13 protein-coding genes are annotated in these 15,913 nt (G+C 41.2%); 12 read left to right on the top strand and 1 reads right to left on the bottom strand.

What is annotated here, in order from left to right; all coding sequences use genetic code 11:
• Positions 1-8 precede the first annotated feature (8 nt).
• From V7R88_RS09810 to V7R88_RS09755, 12 genes are all read left to right on the top strand, one after another.
• A complete protein-coding gene (locus V7R88_RS09810) occupies positions 9-5,657 on the top strand; it encodes a phage tail tape measure protein (protein WP_338816181.1) in 5,649 nt (1,882 codons plus the stop codon).
• On the top strand, positions 5,658-6,476 hold the full coding sequence (locus V7R88_RS09805) for a phage tail domain-containing protein (RefSeq protein ID WP_338816180.1): 819 nt from the start codon (positions 5,658-5,660) through the stop codon (positions 6,474-6,476).
• Positions 6,477-6,487: 11 nt separating this feature from the next.
• The gene (locus V7R88_RS09800; protein WP_338816179.1) at positions 6,488-7,615 is read left to right on the top strand and encodes a phage tail protein; all 1,128 of its coding nucleotides are present in this window, start codon (positions 6,488-6,490) and stop codon (positions 7,613-7,615) included.
• 1 nt (position 7,616) lies between these two features.
• Entirely contained in the window at positions 7,617-7,853 is a 237-nt protein-coding gene (locus V7R88_RS09795) for a hypothetical protein (protein WP_338816604.1), read from the top strand.
• Complete coding sequence (locus V7R88_RS09790) at positions 7,831-8,121, top strand: hypothetical protein (RefSeq protein ID WP_338816178.1); 291 nt, start codon at positions 7,831-7,833, stop codon at positions 8,119-8,121. The genes V7R88_RS09795 and V7R88_RS09790 overlap by 23 nt, the downstream gene beginning before the upstream one ends.
• Positions 8,122-10,464: a glycosyl hydrolase family 28-related protein gene (locus V7R88_RS09785; protein WP_338816176.1), complete on the top strand. Its 2,343-nt coding sequence runs from the start codon at positions 8,122-8,124 to the stop codon at positions 10,462-10,464. It abuts the gene before it with no gap.
• Positions 10,465-10,474: 10 nt separating this feature from the next.
• Entirely contained in the window at positions 10,475-10,747 is a 273-nt protein-coding gene (locus V7R88_RS09780; protein WP_289229267.1) for a hypothetical protein, read from the top strand.
• On the top strand, positions 10,747-10,890 hold the full coding sequence (locus V7R88_RS09775; protein ID WP_289229468.1) for an XkdX family protein: 144 nt from the start codon (positions 10,747-10,749) through the stop codon (positions 10,888-10,890). Before V7R88_RS09780 ends, V7R88_RS09775 begins: the two co-directional genes overlap by 1 nt.
• A 6-nt stretch (positions 10,891-10,896) precedes the next feature.
• Positions 10,897-12,060: a GH25 family lysozyme gene (locus tag V7R88_RS09770; protein WP_338816174.1), complete on the top strand. Its 1,164-nt coding sequence runs from the start codon at positions 10,897-10,899 to the stop codon at positions 12,058-12,060.
• A complete protein-coding gene (locus V7R88_RS09765; protein WP_338816173.1) occupies positions 12,061-12,357 on the top strand; it encodes a hypothetical protein in 297 nt (98 codons plus the stop codon).
• The gene (locus tag V7R88_RS09760; RefSeq protein WP_338816172.1) at positions 12,344-12,721 is read left to right on the top strand and encodes a phage holin; all 378 of its coding nucleotides are present in this window, start codon (positions 12,344-12,346) and stop codon (positions 12,719-12,721) included. The genes V7R88_RS09765 and V7R88_RS09760 overlap by 14 nt, the downstream gene beginning before the upstream one ends.
• 675 nt (positions 12,722-13,396) lie before the next feature.
• Positions 13,397-13,609 carry a LysM peptidoglycan-binding domain-containing protein gene (locus tag V7R88_RS09755; RefSeq protein ID WP_021356213.1) on the top strand — a complete coding sequence of 71 codons (213 nt, stop codon included), beginning with the start codon at positions 13,397-13,399 and terminating at the stop codon, positions 13,607-13,609.
• Between the two features lie 1,103 nt (positions 13,610-14,712).
• Here V7R88_RS09755 and V7R88_RS09750 read toward each other — a convergent pair.
• Complete coding sequence (locus tag V7R88_RS09750) at positions 14,713-15,834, bottom strand: tyrosine-type recombinase/integrase (protein ID WP_338816215.1); 1,122 nt, start codon at positions 15,832-15,834, stop codon at positions 14,713-14,715.
• Positions 15,835-15,913 lie beyond the last annotated feature (79 nt).

Here is a 15,913-nt window from a genome sequence, read left to right as displayed (position 1 = left end):
GTGTGTAGATGGCTGATATTGCTGGTAGTGTCAAGATTAACGTGGACTTAATCGCTAAAGAGGCGCTTGCACAAGTCGAAGTTCTTAAGCGAACATTTAAAGACGTGGATGTTAGCCCGAAAGCAGCTGCCAATTTAAAAGTGTTGAATCAAGGGTTAGAGACAACTGCAGCCAGCTATAGTAAGCTATCAGCCGCTCAAGAACAAGCAGGGCTGCACATATCTTCTCAAGTTTCTAAGTTGAACTCTTATAAAGCACAGTTGCAAGCTAACCGACAAGAGATGACAGCAACAGCTGGTGAAATTGGTCGTCTGTCACGAGCAGAAGGTGATAATTCTGCTGAAGTAGTAGCGGCTAAAAGCAAATATGCTGCCCTTGAACGTGAACAGCAAGCTCTGGTTTTGTCAGCAGGCAAACTGCAAAAGAGTGTTGGTGCGTTAACACCTGAAATGGCTGCCGTAGCCGATAAAGCTATGGCAATGGGTACTAAGATACAAAATGCCGGTGAAAAGATTAGTTCATTGGGAAGTAAAGCCACCATCGGTTTCACGGTACCTATTGTCACAGCACTGGGTGTAGCAACTAAAGCCGCTTCCAATTATCAATATCAATTAGCTGATATCCGTAAGGAAGTTGTTGCACAAGGATACTCTGCTAGCCAAACAAGCTCAATTATGAAGAATCTATCTTCAGACACATTAAAATGGTCCAAAGAATTTGGTGTTGGTACCAAAGAAATCAATGATGGTATGTTTGAATTGGTTTCTAATGGTTACAATGTCAAACAAGCCATGGGAATGATGCCAGAGTTGTTAAAGACTATGACCGCTAATTCCGATCAGTCTGGGGAGTCTATTAAACTGACCGCTTCTATGCTTGAACAATTTGGTCAGAACTTGGGTTCAAACAGTACTGTAATAAAGAATGGTAATAGCTTGATGAATCAGATGACTGAAGCCACCCATAAGTCAGCCATGTCATTAGACGATTTGAAAGAAATTAGTGGTAATGCTGGTGCTGCAATGCACGCCATGGGCGTTAAAACATATGAATTTATGGCAATTGCAGGGCGCTTAAAGTCTGCTGGTATTGACGCTAGCTCTGTTGGTACGGGGCTGTCATCATTGATGACACGAGTTGGAACAGGGACAGGTCAAGCAGCTAAGGATTTAAAGAAATACAATATTCAAGTATTCGATAGCAAAGGCAAAATGAAAGACGTCTTTGATATTCTTGGACAAATGCAGGGTGCTTATCAGAAGATGAATGATAAGCAGCGTCAGTCGTTCATGTATAACGTTGTTGGTCAGGAAAATATGAAGGTCGGTATGACCTTGATGGACGCTAATCTTGATCGGTACAAATCGTTATCTAATGAGATCGAACACAGCAATGGAACCGTTGATAAATACAACAAAACAATGCGTAACACGAGTCAGTTCACCATGGCCCAATTTAAATCTAGTTTAAACGCTTTAGAGATTGAATTTGGGCAGAAATTCCTACCAACCCTCACGCCAATTATTCGTGAGTTAAAGAATATGCTAGACCGTTTTAGCGACTTAGATCCGGCAACGCAGAAGCTAATTCTTAATACAGGCTTAGCAGTTGCGGCTGGTGGCCCATTGATTAGCATGTTTGGAAAATTGACCTCTGGTGTAGGGCTACTAACTAGTGGATCTATGAAACTATTGGTTGGTGCTGGTAAACTATCACCGTTATTTGGCACTTTGGTTAAAGATGGCGGTGCGGCCAGTACTGTCATTGCTAGCCTTAGTGGTGGCGCAGAAACAGGTTCAGCCTCCTTATTAGGTTTAGGTGGGTCAGCATTAGGTACAGTCTCAGGATTAGGTGCGTTGGCTGCGGCTGCTGCCCCGGTTGTGTTAGGTGTAGCAGCTGTGGGGACAGCGACTTACTTTGCGATTAAAGCTGGCAAGGAGCATAGTGACCAGTTGAAGCGCCAACGTGCTTCGATGGACGAATATGGCGCCAATATCAGTCAAAACTCGCAAAAAGCAATTGGCTCATTTAATGAACTACATCAAAAAGCCAAGAATGATATGGCACTATTGGACACCGCGGTAGGTAAGCAGTCTAAACAATTATCTAGCGATGTGGTTACTAAATACAGTAAGATGGCTGATTTGGTTGAACAACAGTTTTCCAAGACTAAAAAGGCTGGGATGGACGCACTATCCGACTTATCTGGAAGCTTTGGAAGTGCCGGCAATAGCTGGGTAACGCAAGTTGAAAAGGGGGTTGATAAGCGGGCTGATGGGCAAACAAGTAAGCTTGAAAAAGCTAAAAAAACGATGGAGAGCATTTTAAAGTCAGTTGACGGTGACTTCTCTAAGTTGTCTGCTACTCAGAAGGCCAGGCTAAATGAGGCTGAAGCTTACATTGACTCGCAAGTCTCCGCGTTTGGTATGGCTTATAAGGACCAGCAAGCATTATATAAAGCCTACGTTCAACAGCATGGCACTATCACGGATGGCATGTATAAGGCGGACGTAAAGTCAGCAGATTCGGCATATTCCAAGACTTACGGCAAGGCAAGTGATAGCTACAAGAAGAGTTTGTCTGAGCTAAAATCGCTAAGAAAAAATGACCAAATTAGCAAGAGCCAATACGACCAAGCACTGGCCATGCTGGACGCTAAGCGTAACAAGCAGCAAACGCAGGCCTCGTTGGAATACATCAAAACTGAAAAGGCAGCTGGCGATGCGTATAACAACAATGGTCGTGAAAGCTTACGCACAAAGCAAACGCTTGATGATGCGTATACTAAAACGATTACCGATGAGAATGGCAAAAAGGAAAAGCTCTATTGGGACGATGTCAGCAACAGCGAAGAATCGGCAGCCAAGTGGATTGCGGACCATAAGAAGGATAATCAGAAGTACATTGATGATCAAGTCAACGCGCATGGCACGATTCAAAAGAATATGGCTAAGTTCCAGAAGTCTCAGGAAAAAGCCTATGAAGCAATGGGGATGGATGCTGACCAAGCTGTTGCTCAAGCCAAAGTTGACGCTGACGATTTACTAGCAACCACTACTAAGTCGGGTGCTGAGAATGCCAAAGCGGCCGCTAAAATTCATAGTGACTATATTAAGGCACTGAACAACGGAAGTTTGGGAAGTGCTACGGCAGTTGCTAAGCAATGGGGCCTGGATCTTTCAGACACGACTAGCAAGATTGATCTTGGAAAGTATGGTAAGAAGACAGCTGCTTCGTTTTGGAACGATATAAAATCTGGATCTAAAACAGGTTATGAAGAAGCAAAAGTCTATTTTAATACTATTTTAGCCGACTTGAAGTCACGAAATATTACATCTGCCAGTGATTTAAGCAAATCCACTATGGATGAACTAAAATCTGGCTTGTCTAGTGGCGTATTAACGCTAAAAGAGTTAAAGCCAGTTTTGGGTGATTCCTTTGTTAGCTTGTTTCCACATGACCTTTCTAAAGTAAGCAGTCAGGAAATGAAGACTCTAAAGCAAGGTCTCAAAGATGGCGTAATTACATTGTCTGACCTAAATGGACAATTCAATGGAAAAATCATGGGGCTGTTTCCTAAAGACTTATCACAGCTGGGTAAAGATGACATTTCAACATTGAAGAAAGGTTTGAAAGATGGCTCAATTACAGACTCCGATTTAAAGGGTAAGTATGGCAAACAATATGCTTCTATTTTTAAGCAAGATTTATCTAAGCTGGGTAAGAGCGATATTCAATCACTCAAATTAGGCTTGGATCTTGGAATTATTACCAAGAGTGATTTAAAGACACGTTATGGCAAAGCACTAAATAAGATGTTTAGTAGCAAGAAGTCTTTGCATGATATTGGTAAAGAAAATATGAGTGCCCTAGCCAACGGATTAGACGCAGGGATACCTGAGGCTGACAGCGTACTAAAAAAATTACAAGGCCAAGTACACAAAGGCACCACCATTGAGCTTAACGGCGAAGGTCACTACACAATGGATACGTTAAACCGAGGCTACAAAGATAAGAAGCTTTCTACTCACGACTATCTCAAAGCGCTTACTGCTATGATTGCAGGTGACACCAACGTCGATATTAGTAAGAGCGGCAAAGACACAATGAATAGTTACAACGATGGACTAACAGCTAACAAAAAGACCGCTATTCAAACTGCTACTGGCACGGCGGACTCGATTCAAGGTGAATTAACTTTAGGGCGGAAGGCAATAGGGGCTGGTAAAAGCTCTATGAAATCATTTAATGACGCCTTAGTTCAATATTCAGCTGACCCGTTGAAGGCCGCTGGAGGTATCGGAGAAGCTGTTGCTAAGAACATTGATATAGGTGGAAACAGTGCTAATGATTTATCGAAAGCTGTGGGTGGCAAACAATCGTACAAAAAAACTCACAATAGACAGCCAGTTACTGGTATCGCCAATCCTTGGGCTGGATACAAAGCCGGCACTAATGGCAAAATCACTAGTCCTGAAACTGCAATAGTTGGTGATGGTTATAAGCCAGAATTGATTGATTACGGTAATGGATCATTAGGACTGTCACCGGCTGTTCCAACTGTGACCCACTTGCCTGTCGGTGCTCAAGTCTTTTCAGGTGAGGATACTGAAAAAGCGGCACCATTCCTTAAAATGATGGGGTTACCGATGTTTGCGACTGGTTCTGGTGGTAACATCGTTGATTGGATTAAGAACCTATTTGGTGATGCTATGAAGTTCATGGAGCACCCGATTAAGAACTGGGAAAAATTAATAGATTCTAGTTTCAACATGAACCTGTTTCCAGGTGGATCACAGAATCAGTTTGGCCCAGATACTAAGGACTGGGAAAAGAAGCAAACCAATTGGCTAAAGAAACTAGCTATTGAGGGTGCTGGTAATCCGGGTGGTGCTGGAGTAACACGGTGGATTCCGTACATCAAACGAGCCGCCGCTGCTATGCACGTATCGATGCCGGAAGATGGTATTAAGAAAATTCTCAATACCATCAATCACGAGTCCGGCGGTAATCCGACAGTATTTCAACATGGCTATGTGGATGTCAATACTGGTGTTGACCCTGCTCAGGGGTTACTTCAATTTATCGGACAAACATTCCGGTATTACGCGGTTAAAGGCCATGGAAACCGTGCTAATGGTTATGACCAACTATTGGCGTTATTTAACGATTCAAACTGGTACAACGATTTGATGTGGAATCGCGGTTGGGCGCCCAGCGGTCATCGTCGTTTTGACAAAGGCGGCGAGTCCTATGAAAAGCAATTAGCGTGGGTATCTGAGCATAACCAACGTGAAATTCACATCCCAGATGATCAGTCGAATTACAGCAAGTATTTAACGGACCAAGCTGTCAAGATGTCATTTGGCCAGCAGGCTTTTGTTGCTACAAGTGCAGAACAAGCCGCTGGGTTAAAGAGTACCATTCCCGTGGACGTTCCTAAGAATGGTGGGCCCGTCGCAGTCAGTGGTGCAACGGCGAACGGAACTGCTGAGGTATTAGGTATGGTCAAGTCATTAGTGGACGCAATTACTAGCAAGACAGTTAACATCACTGCCAAACTAGATAACGGTGTCCTTTTTAACGCCCAATATCCGTTAATCAAGCTGGCTCTAGGCCAAGATGTTGTCATTGATCGAGCGAGAGGAGGTAAATAAATGGAGTTAGATATTCAAGTGATTCAACAGGATGGCAATAGCTACTGGCTATCTGATTTGGGTATTCAAGTAGAAAAGTTTTCACCACCCGCACCAACGTTCACTCGAACTTACACGCCAGTTGGTAAGTACAATGTAGCTTCATCTGAAACACACACGAGTGAACGCAAGATACCACTAGTGTTTGATGTCAAAACAATTGACTCGGTTGACCAAGAACTAATGCGGTTGAAGCTGTTTGATTTATTTCGCGGCTACGAGGATTTTTATGTTGTTAGTAGCGTCATTCCATCGATTCGTTGGCCAGTCCATGCGGATGATGGTTTTAATGTAGACCCTTATGAAGCGTCACCTATTATGACGGAGGATATCACAGTTAACCTAGTTGTTACTGGTGGATTTGGTGAGACGATTAACACCACTGCCAACATGAAGGATAACATACCATTAGGATTTGATATTCCGTTTGCATGTTTACCACCGTATCGTTTCACCAATCAAAGCGACGTCAAGGTGTTTGTTGGTGGCTCAATTCCGCTGTTGGCTGATGGCAAGACAGCCACATTAACCTTCCATGGAGATGTGGCTAGTCAGTTATCAATTACTAACAAAACTACGGGGCAGGTGTTTCAGTTAAACCAAGCATTGAATAAATCCCAAACTCTAATTTTATATGGCATGGTTCCAGTTGTGGATGGCGTGAATGTCTACAGCAAGGGGAATCATGCCTATTTAGATTACGTCAAAGGGATTAATGAATTACTGGTGGCGGGTGCAACGAATTATGATTTGGAGTTTGATACACGCTATTACGTTTAGGAGGTGTGACAGTGTTTTATTTACGTGATGTAACAGGTAACGAACTACCAGTTATCCCAATTTCAGCACAATTGACTGAAACCGTGAATCAAGTGGCGCAGTTGGAATTGACGTTCATTAACACGGGTACTAACGCGTCTGCTGTAGGCATGTTGCAGCCACGCACGCTTTTGCTAGATTCTGATAGTGGTGAAGCTTATCGTATTCAGACCATGAATGGATCTAACATCGGTGGTAGTCGCAATGTTAAAGCAACGTTTCTAGGCGCTGTGCACGATTTAAACGACCATTACGTTGAAAAGAGTATAAAGGGATCCCAGTCGCTCGATAGCTGCATGCAGCTAATTACTGAAGGCACTGGTTTTACTTATACGATTCATGATGATTTCAATCATTATGATTTTTCTGAAGATTTCGGTACTGGATTAGCGTTTGATTTATTCTTAAACACTTTGATGTCGGACTTCAATTTCGAATGGACTAGTACGGGCAAGCACATTGATATTTATAAACAAGTCGGTAAGCGTGATGCTTTCGTTTGGTTAGATGGATTGAATCTTAGCTCGTTGACCGATGAGAGTGATTACACGACGATTGCAACTCATATTAAAGGTACAGGTAAGTTAGACGACAAAGAAAAGCCATTGGCTACTGCTGAGTACACGAGTCCTAACGCAACAACGTGGGGTGTAATTGATGCAGAGCCAATTTCTGATGAGCGGTTCACGAATAGTGATTCCCTATTGGCATATTTGAAATCAAAATTACAAGATGTGCCGTTGATTCAGCGAACTGCGACATTGAATGATTTCAAGACTAACTCGGTACCTGGAATGATTAATAACAGTGAGGTTGGGAATTACGGCTATATTCGGGATCGTAATGGTGTGGATGTTGAAACTCGAATCAGTGAAACCGTGATTGATTTGGTTACTCCAGCGACGACTAGCGTGACCTTTGGCAATATGACTAAAAGCTTTACACAAATCACCGCGGGATTGCAGACTGCTCATAGTGATTCTGGTAAACAGATCGCACAACTAAAGGCCGGACTTGATGCTGTAGATGGCAATGATTTGATTACTGACACGAGTACACTAGCAAGACTTAATGCATTGGGTGGTGCTGTGAGTGGATAAAATGACGGTGCAACAGGCTATTAATATTCTTTCAATGCAGTTTCCAATTAGCTGGGAGAAGATTGCCAATAAACCAGAGTTAGTGACTAGTGATGATTTGGACCAACGACTAAGTTTAATTGGGCAGTTAACCTCACCAGATGGTACTGCATGGGTACCTAGCATTGATAATGATGGGAAGGTCATCTGGCAAAAAGTAAAAAAGGAGGAAGAAGATGGCAATACAACTAGTAACTGACCAGCTGTCAAACGTGTTAGATGATACTCTTAGAAGTCAGCTTGTTGGTAATTTTAAGGTAATTGAAGAGGCTTTGAATGATTTAGATGGTTCCCAGGCTAGGCTGAATTCGGATAAGGATAAGATTATTCAGGATCTAAAAAATATCAAAGATGACAATGAAATTAGAGATGCGAATGTTCAAGCTATCGTCAATATTCTCACTAAGTATGATGTACCGATTCAAATTGTTAACGGCAAAGTAGTAGAGATTGAGGAAGGTGAGTAAATGATTAGTACGATTACATTAGATACGTACAAGCAACAAATTGGTTCAGGTGATGCTTTCAATCTGAGTGATAGTTTCAATGGTCGAGTGGGGGATGAACAAGCCCCATTGGTTGTCCAGTTCAAAGAACGTGGATTAGCACAACAGTTTCAAGATGGGCTAGTTCCGTTTTTGACTGGCTTTGTGGGCAGCCTTGATGATAATAACCAAGTTACCGCTGAGACTGGTGAAGCAGTTAGCTATGTTGGGACAAGCGATGATATTGTTGGCCTGGGTCGAGTGAAGATGAACCTCCCCGGAACCATTTTCCCACAGGAAGGCTATTTCTACGGCTTCTTGGGGTTACAAAATGCTGACGGTAAACGGGTGACAACTTTCAATGTCTGGTTCCACGTATATAACGGGAACCCTGATATGTTTGTCAATAAGGCACCGTTCCGTACAGAGTTACAGAAGCTTCTGGATGCCGTACAGCTGCTGATTAACGACGCTGATGGCGACTTGAGCAAGTGGAAACAAAAGCTAACTGACCTCTTTACGACTTTGAGCGCGCAGGGTGCCGATACAGAGACTTTGCTGACAACGCTACAAGCACAAATCAAGCAGAGTAACCTGTTCACTCAAGGCCAGATGGACGAACTAGTGGGAACACTAAGCGATTTCAAAATGGCTGGTACTACCGTTGCAGATAAGGTCAATGGTGAATTTGAAGATCGTGGTGTTAATGTCAAGTGGTTTGGGGCTGTTGGCGACGGTGTGACTGATGATACCGCGGCTCTGCAGGATGTTTTTAATAAATACGACAAAATTTTTATGCCTGCGGGAAATTATGTAATTACTAAAACTTTAATTATAAAAAAATCCAATCTCACCATTTATGGTCAAGGCGTCACAATTTTGCTTGACGCTGATGATACGGTGGCGGTAAACATGCAGGGGGCTAATATTAAATTATATGATCTTAATTTTAGATTAGTTGAAGGCCGGTTTTCAGGGAAACAATTTTGTCTTGGTATTGCAGATGCATCAAGTAATGTCACACTAGATAATATTAATATTTCTGGCTTCACAAATTGCGTAATTGATACGTATAACTCAAAAAACTTAGTCTTTAATAATTGTGAGTTTTCCAACGCAATGACAACAGCAACTGCTGAAAACCCAGAAATAACAAACGGATATGGAATCGTGCTACAGTGCTCAAAACATGTGCAAATTATAAATTGTGATTTTAATCACATTTATCGCCATTGTGTATACATTTCCTGTAGTGCTGAGCATAATACGGATTATTGCGACGATATTACGATTGATGATTGCCACATTAACCGTGACATTGATGGATTTGTGACAAATTTTGAGCACCCAATTAAATGTATGTCTGGGCGTAATGTCATTGTTACAAATAATTACTTTAAAAATTGTGGATCTGGTTTGATGGTTGCGCTATTTGAAAAGGCTGCAGATGCTAGTCTAATGCAACCCGAAAATGTAATTTTTAGAAATAATGTTTTTGAGAATTTATTAGCTGGCCAAATTAATCATAACGGCATGGTTGAGGAATTAAACGGCTGCGCCACTGACGGACTTTTCATTACAGATAATATTATGCATAATGCCAAGCTTAATGCTTTTATCAAGCTTTCTAAGACTAATAATTTTGTTATTAATAATAATCGTTTATTTGATTCAACGGCAATAGATTTTTTGGACGTTGAAATGCATTTCGCCAAAGGATTTGTGACTGATAATACGTTAATAAATACTGAGCCGGATCAATTTATTAAGTTTTTAAATTATGCTGATGATAATGGCACCGATTATGATTTGTTTGATGAATTTGTTATTACAGGTAATCGTGGCTATTTGCGTAGATCAATCCTTTATTTAAATATTATAAATAAATACAAATCATTACACATCGCAAACAATGATTTTTATTCTGACGCAGGTGATGCAACGGCTATTATGATTAATAGTCCTACTGATATGGCTACTTATATTAATGGCAATGTGATAAAAGGATTTCGCTATGGTTTCGGATTCCCGTTAGCAAGTGAAATGACCCGTATTGTTGAGCATAGTAATACGATTGCCAATTGTAAGATGGGTACCATCGAGTCAATGGGGGCAAATGTATTTATGATCAAACCATTTCGCAATCCATATAAAAATTGGCAGAATTATGTTTATTCGCGATCAGATAACACGATGCCAGACCCTGTCAAGCTTAATTATGGTGACATCTATCTGCCATCGACTAGTAATGCAGATGGTATTGCTAGCATCGTAGTCGATAAAAACGGCAGTAAGGCGTTTGCCAAAATTTCAGCGATTTTATAGGAGGTCAGAAATGAAATTAATATATATTTTTGACGGTGAGACAAAAGAATTTCGCGGGTCTAAATCCGTTGAGGACAGTTATATTACTGCTAAAAATGAAACAGAGCTGGCACCCGAGGACGACTTAATGCCACCTTACAGTTGGAACGGTATTAAGTGGACAGGCACAGTTACAGCACCGCAGTTGACCCCAGATCAACAGCAAATTGCTATTTTACAGCAAATATTGATGGCACAAGCGGCTGATGTTGCCAAATTAAAACAAGGAGTTGATAAATTGTGATGACAATTTACGATCAATGCAAAATTTTTAAAAGCTGGGGCGCGGCTAACGATTATTTTAAAGTATTCGTTGGTGCCGGTTTGACAGCTGATCAGTACAAAGAAATCACTGGTGAGGACTACGTAGCGCCAACCACTAAATAATGGGAGATGATAATAGTGAAACTCAAAAATAAACTAGCATTATCCGGAGCGGCTACTATGGCGGCTCTTTTTTTAGGACTAAATGCCAGCGCCGCTCGCATGGATATGGTCGATGTGTCGAATAATAATGGCTACATGAGTACCGCCGAATACGTTTCGATGCGTAATGAATTTGGCGTTAAGGCCCTTACCGTCAAGATTAGTGAAGGTACAACCTTCAAAGATGGCTATGCTGCTAGCAATATCGCTAATGGTCAAGCAGCTGGCTTATACGTCAACGGCTATCACTTTGCCCATTATAAAACTAAGGCTCAAGCAATTGCCGAAGCTGACTTTGCTGGTCAGGCAGCCAAAGCGGTCAGACTACCAGTTGGCGCGGTACTAGCAACTGACGTCGAATCACAGGAAGCCAACAGCCAATCGAAAGCAACCAATGACCGCAACAATGCCGCCTTCATGAAAGAAATTCAAAAGTTTGGTTATCGACCCGACATTTACACGTCAGGGTCATGGGCTAACAATAAGATGACCATTAAGAGTAAAACCAGCTGGGTTGCTGCTTACCCGTATGTGGTTAGCAGTAAGAACTGGTATTCAAATAACCACGCATGGCAGTGGTCATCAACGGCTAAGTTCCGTATTAGCTATGGTGGCTTCGATGTTAGCCAATTAAATGACAACTACTACACCGCTGGTCAAAAATCAACGGTCAAGCCGACTAATAAGGCTGCAGTAAAGGCCAACAATCGAAAAGCAAACAAACATACTTACCAGCCGTATGCTTCGGCTAAGTGGATCAAGGAAAAGAAGATCTACACACTCAAGACGGCGGTTAAGCTGCGCACTGGCATGTCAACGTCATCAAATGCGATTGCTATTTTGCCAGCTGGAACCACGGTAAAGACCGACCAAGCTATCATTAAAAGTGGCTATCGCTGGGTACGTCAGCCGCGATTTAATGGTTATGGTTATTTAGCAACCGGCCCAGCAAGCAATACGCTGGAATATGTAAAGAGTGGTGCCTTTCATACGTACTACACAGTTAAGTCCGGCGACAGCTGGTGGACAATCGCACAACGCAACGGCCTGAGCATGACTACATTAGCTAGTCAGAACGGAAAGACGATTTACACCACTATCTATCCTGGCCAGCGATTGGTGGTGCGGTAATTGCATACACTATTAGGATTAGGTTGGGATGAATGGGGATCCATTGTTGCCATTGTCACTAGTATTTGTGTATTAGCTAATTGGATTCTCAATAAGACGGTCCGTATCCCACTTAACGATTTAGGCAAGCGGCTTAGCCGTTTTACTGATGAAAGTTTAAAAGTACGACAGCAAAACGCCGACACAATGAACGCTATTGAAAACCGGGTCATTAAGGTAGAAGGTCGGTTAGATGGTCATGACATTGAATTTAAACATCTATATGAAAAGGAAGCCAAAGAAAATGAAAAAAATTAGTTTTAAGAATGCTGACGGAAGCTTGAATGGAAAATTAATTGCTGGGATTATTTCATTATTGATCGTTTTGATTCAACAAGTCTTTGCTGTGTTTGGCGTTAAATTTACTGGTGACTGGACGAGTATTGTGGCCGTTATCAACACCGTGTTAACAATCCTTGGTATGCTGGGCGTTATTACTGACGTTCAAACAGTGACAGCACCAACAGTTAAAAGTGACGAGGAAAGTCAGGTTGAAGCGACCGCTAATGCGGTTGCTGACGAAGCGCAAACACCAACGTCCACAGTCGCTGCAGTGAATAGTTCTGCAGCTTCTGACACTGAAATGGCGTCAGAATCCGCCTCACAAGCAAGCCAAAAGTAGTATAATAATCTTGAACTGTTCTAGTCCCCCATGCTTCGGCGTGGGGATTTTTTGTTAACAAAATATATAAAAAAGAGCCAGTCAAGACTGGCCCAATGTTTAAATAAATAAAATGGGTGTTCTGTTTCTCCTAAGATAATAAAGAACACAGTTATTATACATTAAACCTAATTAATATAACAAGGACTTATTAATATTTTTCTATAGATTACTTTCGGTATTGTGATATAAACCGACAAGTGTTATTATGTCCCTTGTCCTGTTATTAGTATCACAGCTTTCAAATCCCCCCAAGATTGTCGGTTAGTGGTGCCGGAAGTGATGAGGATAATCTTCTGCTTGATGGGTGGAAGATTTTTTTTGTTGCTTGCCTGTATATTTTGTTAGTGAGAGTTTAGATTTAGCATTATTAGCTGTCAATATAGCTAATTAGATAACTACAAGACTTTACAGAATAGCAAGTAATAAGTATAATATTAATTGTCTCTAGTGTAGTTTCTAGATGATAGTTATAACTTGATTAATTCCCCTGCGCTTCGGCGTGGGGAATTTTTTTATGTATTACCCGCCTAGAAATTTTGGTGCACATTTGGTGCACGTCGTGAAACAAAACGTTGCTATGTTGGTGCCTAACCACCGTATACTACTCCGGGTGGGTACGTCAGCCACGATTTAATGGGTTATGGTTGTCTAGCAACAGGCCCAGCCAATAATTCACTGGAATACGTTAAAACGGATGCTTCTCACACGTATTACACGGTCGTTTCAGGTAACTCATGGTGGGTGATCACTCAACGCAACGGTTTAAGCGTCTACACGTTGGCAGCGCAAAACGGTAAGAGTATCTATTCAACGATTTATCCTGGTAACAAGCTACTTATCAAATAAGTGAGCTTTCTAGAAGTGACACGCAATCTGCGTTTTATATTATGATATAATAAAACACAGACTAGTTGGTGTGCTTGCCCACACTAGCCTGTGCTTCCAAGTTTATTCTGCTTTACGCTTTTTTGTTAGCTTTCCGAATAAGTAAGGCAAACTTGGTTAATCCTAATAATACGGTTACCAAATCTTTAGTAGAGATGGTAAGCGTAAGATGCAGAATGATTGAAGATATTACCATTGAAGGATTCCTCCTTCCGGCAAAATAGTGGATTGATTAAGTCCCGTAAAATTTGCCTATCTTTAATTTTACCATAATACTTTGTTAAACTCAGTATTATGAGTAATCAAGAAACGTTATTTGTTGATGAATAAATTGTTGAATTTTTTCTACTAGAAGTGTTAGAATGTTTGTAGATTGAAGATACATTATTGAAGGATTCTTTCAGTGTGGACTGATTACCCACACTAAGTTTCCAATCTGTCATTTGTTATCACTCCTTTCTGCCAGTTGCAGGAAGGTCTTTTTTATTTAACGAGTTAATTATAAAGTAATGGTTTAGAAAATCAGTCAAAACATGTAAAATCGGAAAAATGAAGCAAACAGATGCAATGTTAACACTTTGCCTTTTAGTAAAAAATGTAAAGTCATTTATAAAATCCTGCACTAGCCTTAATTGGCTGGTGTGGGACTTTTTTGTGTTTAAGATAATAAGTTGGTATATAATAGTGGAAAAAGCAAAACATCAAAAAAGGGCCAATATTAAATTAATTTGTGCTCTTCCACGATTTGTAAATTAAAAATCTCTCTTTTTCATAAATGGCTTATAAATGGCATTTATAGCGTGCTACCCTTAATGGTATAACTACCGTGCGGGTGATAAGGCGACAAATATAGAGAAACGACAAAGCACCAAAACGCTGATATAAAGGCGTTTTGGTGCTTTTGTTTTACACTCGAAAACCACTCAAACACGATATGTTCTTCCACGATTCTTCCAAAAACGAAAAAAGTAGCCAAAATATAGCAGTTTTTGGAAGAAAAATTAACAAATGATTTTGTAATCCCTTGCGGCACAAGGACTACAGCAATCATAAAATTATCATTTTTAAAATCCTCCGTCCATTAGCTCAGTAGCCTTCTTATCTGACACGCCGTTTTCTTCTTCAATAAGATGGACGTAGGTGTTAACGGTCGTTTCTAGTTTTTGATGTCGAAGGCGATGTTGAACATAGGGAAGGGACTCATGATTTAGGATAAGAATCGAAGCGTGTGTGTGCCTCATGGCGTGTGTTGTAACTTTGTTGATCTTTAGACGGTTACAAATACGTCCTAGCTCTTCGTTTGCATTCCCATTGCCCACGATTTTTCCTAGTTTAGACCAAAATACGAGGTTCTTAGGATTCTTCATTTCGTGTAATTCTAAATAATCTTTCTGCGTGCTACGATAGCTCCTCATAAAACGACAGTAGGCGGGTCCTATGGTTATATCTCCATCGGCCTGTCCATTTCCCTTAGTTGGACGAAAAGTCTGTCTACGGGCGTCCCACTGCTGTTTAATGTGAACTATTCCATTATTCAAATCCAAATTATCCCACGTCAGACCAGCAGCTTCCTCGAACCTGGTTCCAGTTTCTAATTGAAACAGCATCATCAGCATAGTCATGTGGTCATAATCAGCCGTTTTAATGAGGTATTTACGCAGCTTCTTATAATCGGACAACGTCAAATACTTTTCCTCTACGGGCTTAGGAGGGCGTCCAGTGACGTGTGCCTTGTAAGCAAAGTCTCGTTTTAGAATACCATCAGCTACGGCGTCCTTGATTGCAGTGTGTACTTGTTGATGAAGCTTGTGAGATGTGGCAATTCCATGACTGCGGCCAAATTCATTCAGGAATTTCTGATAATCCGGCCGTTTAATTGCGCTCATAGGTTTATCCTTAAAATATGCAGAGACGTGACGCCAGTTGCCCATATACAGCTCGTGAGTATGACGCGATACACCGTCAGTTTTGTAAATTCTGATCCAATCAAGAAAGTAATGCTTTAGGCTCTCGGTACTACGTGATAAGTCAGCACCTTCCAGCAGAGCATTTTTAGTTTTAGTTTCCCACTCAACAGCGTCAGTTTTGCGCTTTTCTAAATGGGTAACCGACTTATAATTACCGTCATCATCCTTATAAGAGACACGGGCTTGCCATTTACCATTATTAAGTTTGGTTACTGACATGTTTTATTCCTCCCAACTGGAAATAACAATAGGTTAATATTTCCGAACGTATGTTCTTTTAAGCTTAAAATTAAAAGCC

The sequence above is a fragment of the Lactiplantibacillus argentoratensis genome, from assembly GCF_037290055.1.
In the GTDB taxonomy this organism is placed as follows: domain Bacteria; phylum Bacillota; class Bacilli; order Lactobacillales; family Lactobacillaceae; genus Lactiplantibacillus; species Lactiplantibacillus plantarum.
Note: the sequence above shows the minus strand (reverse complement) of the source record. Positions and strands in the feature narration are given on the sequence as shown.

Bases quoted from the DNA above. Each gene is read 5' to 3' on its own strand.
- V7R88_RS09810 (WP_338816181.1), top strand. From the start codon at position 9: ATGGCTGATATTGCTGGTAGTGTCAAGATTAACGTGGACTTAATCGCT.
- V7R88_RS09805 (WP_338816180.1), top strand. From the start codon at position 5,658: ATGGAGTTAGATATTCAAGTGATTCAACAGGATGGCAATAGCTACTGG.
- V7R88_RS09795 (WP_338816604.1), top strand. From the start codon at position 7,617: ATGACGGTGCAACAGGCTATTAATATTCTTTCAATGCAGTTTCCAATT.
- V7R88_RS09790 (WP_338816178.1), top strand. From the start codon at position 7,831: ATGGCAATACAACTAGTAACTGACCAGCTGTCAAACGTGTTAGATGAT.
- V7R88_RS09785 (WP_338816176.1), top strand. From the start codon at position 8,122: ATGATTAGTACGATTACATTAGATACGTACAAGCAACAAATTGGTTCA.
- V7R88_RS09780 (WP_289229267.1), top strand. From the start codon at position 10,475: ATGAAATTAATATATATTTTTGACGGTGAGACAAAAGAATTTCGCGGG.
- V7R88_RS09775 (WP_289229468.1), top strand. From the start codon at position 10,747: ATGACAATTTACGATCAATGCAAAATTTTTAAAAGCTGGGGCGCGGCT.
- V7R88_RS09770 (WP_338816174.1), top strand. From the start codon at position 10,897: ATGATAATAGTGAAACTCAAAAATAAACTAGCATTATCCGGAGCGGCT.
- V7R88_RS09760 (WP_338816172.1), top strand. From the start codon at position 12,344: ATGAAAAAAATTAGTTTTAAGAATGCTGACGGAAGCTTGAATGGAAAA.
- V7R88_RS09755 (WP_021356213.1), top strand. From the start codon at position 13,397: ATGGGTTATGGTTGTCTAGCAACAGGCCCAGCCAATAATTCACTGGAA.
- V7R88_RS09750 (WP_338816215.1), bottom strand. From the start codon at position 15,834: ATGTCAGTAACCAAACTTAATAATGGTAAATGGCAAGCCCGTGTCTCT.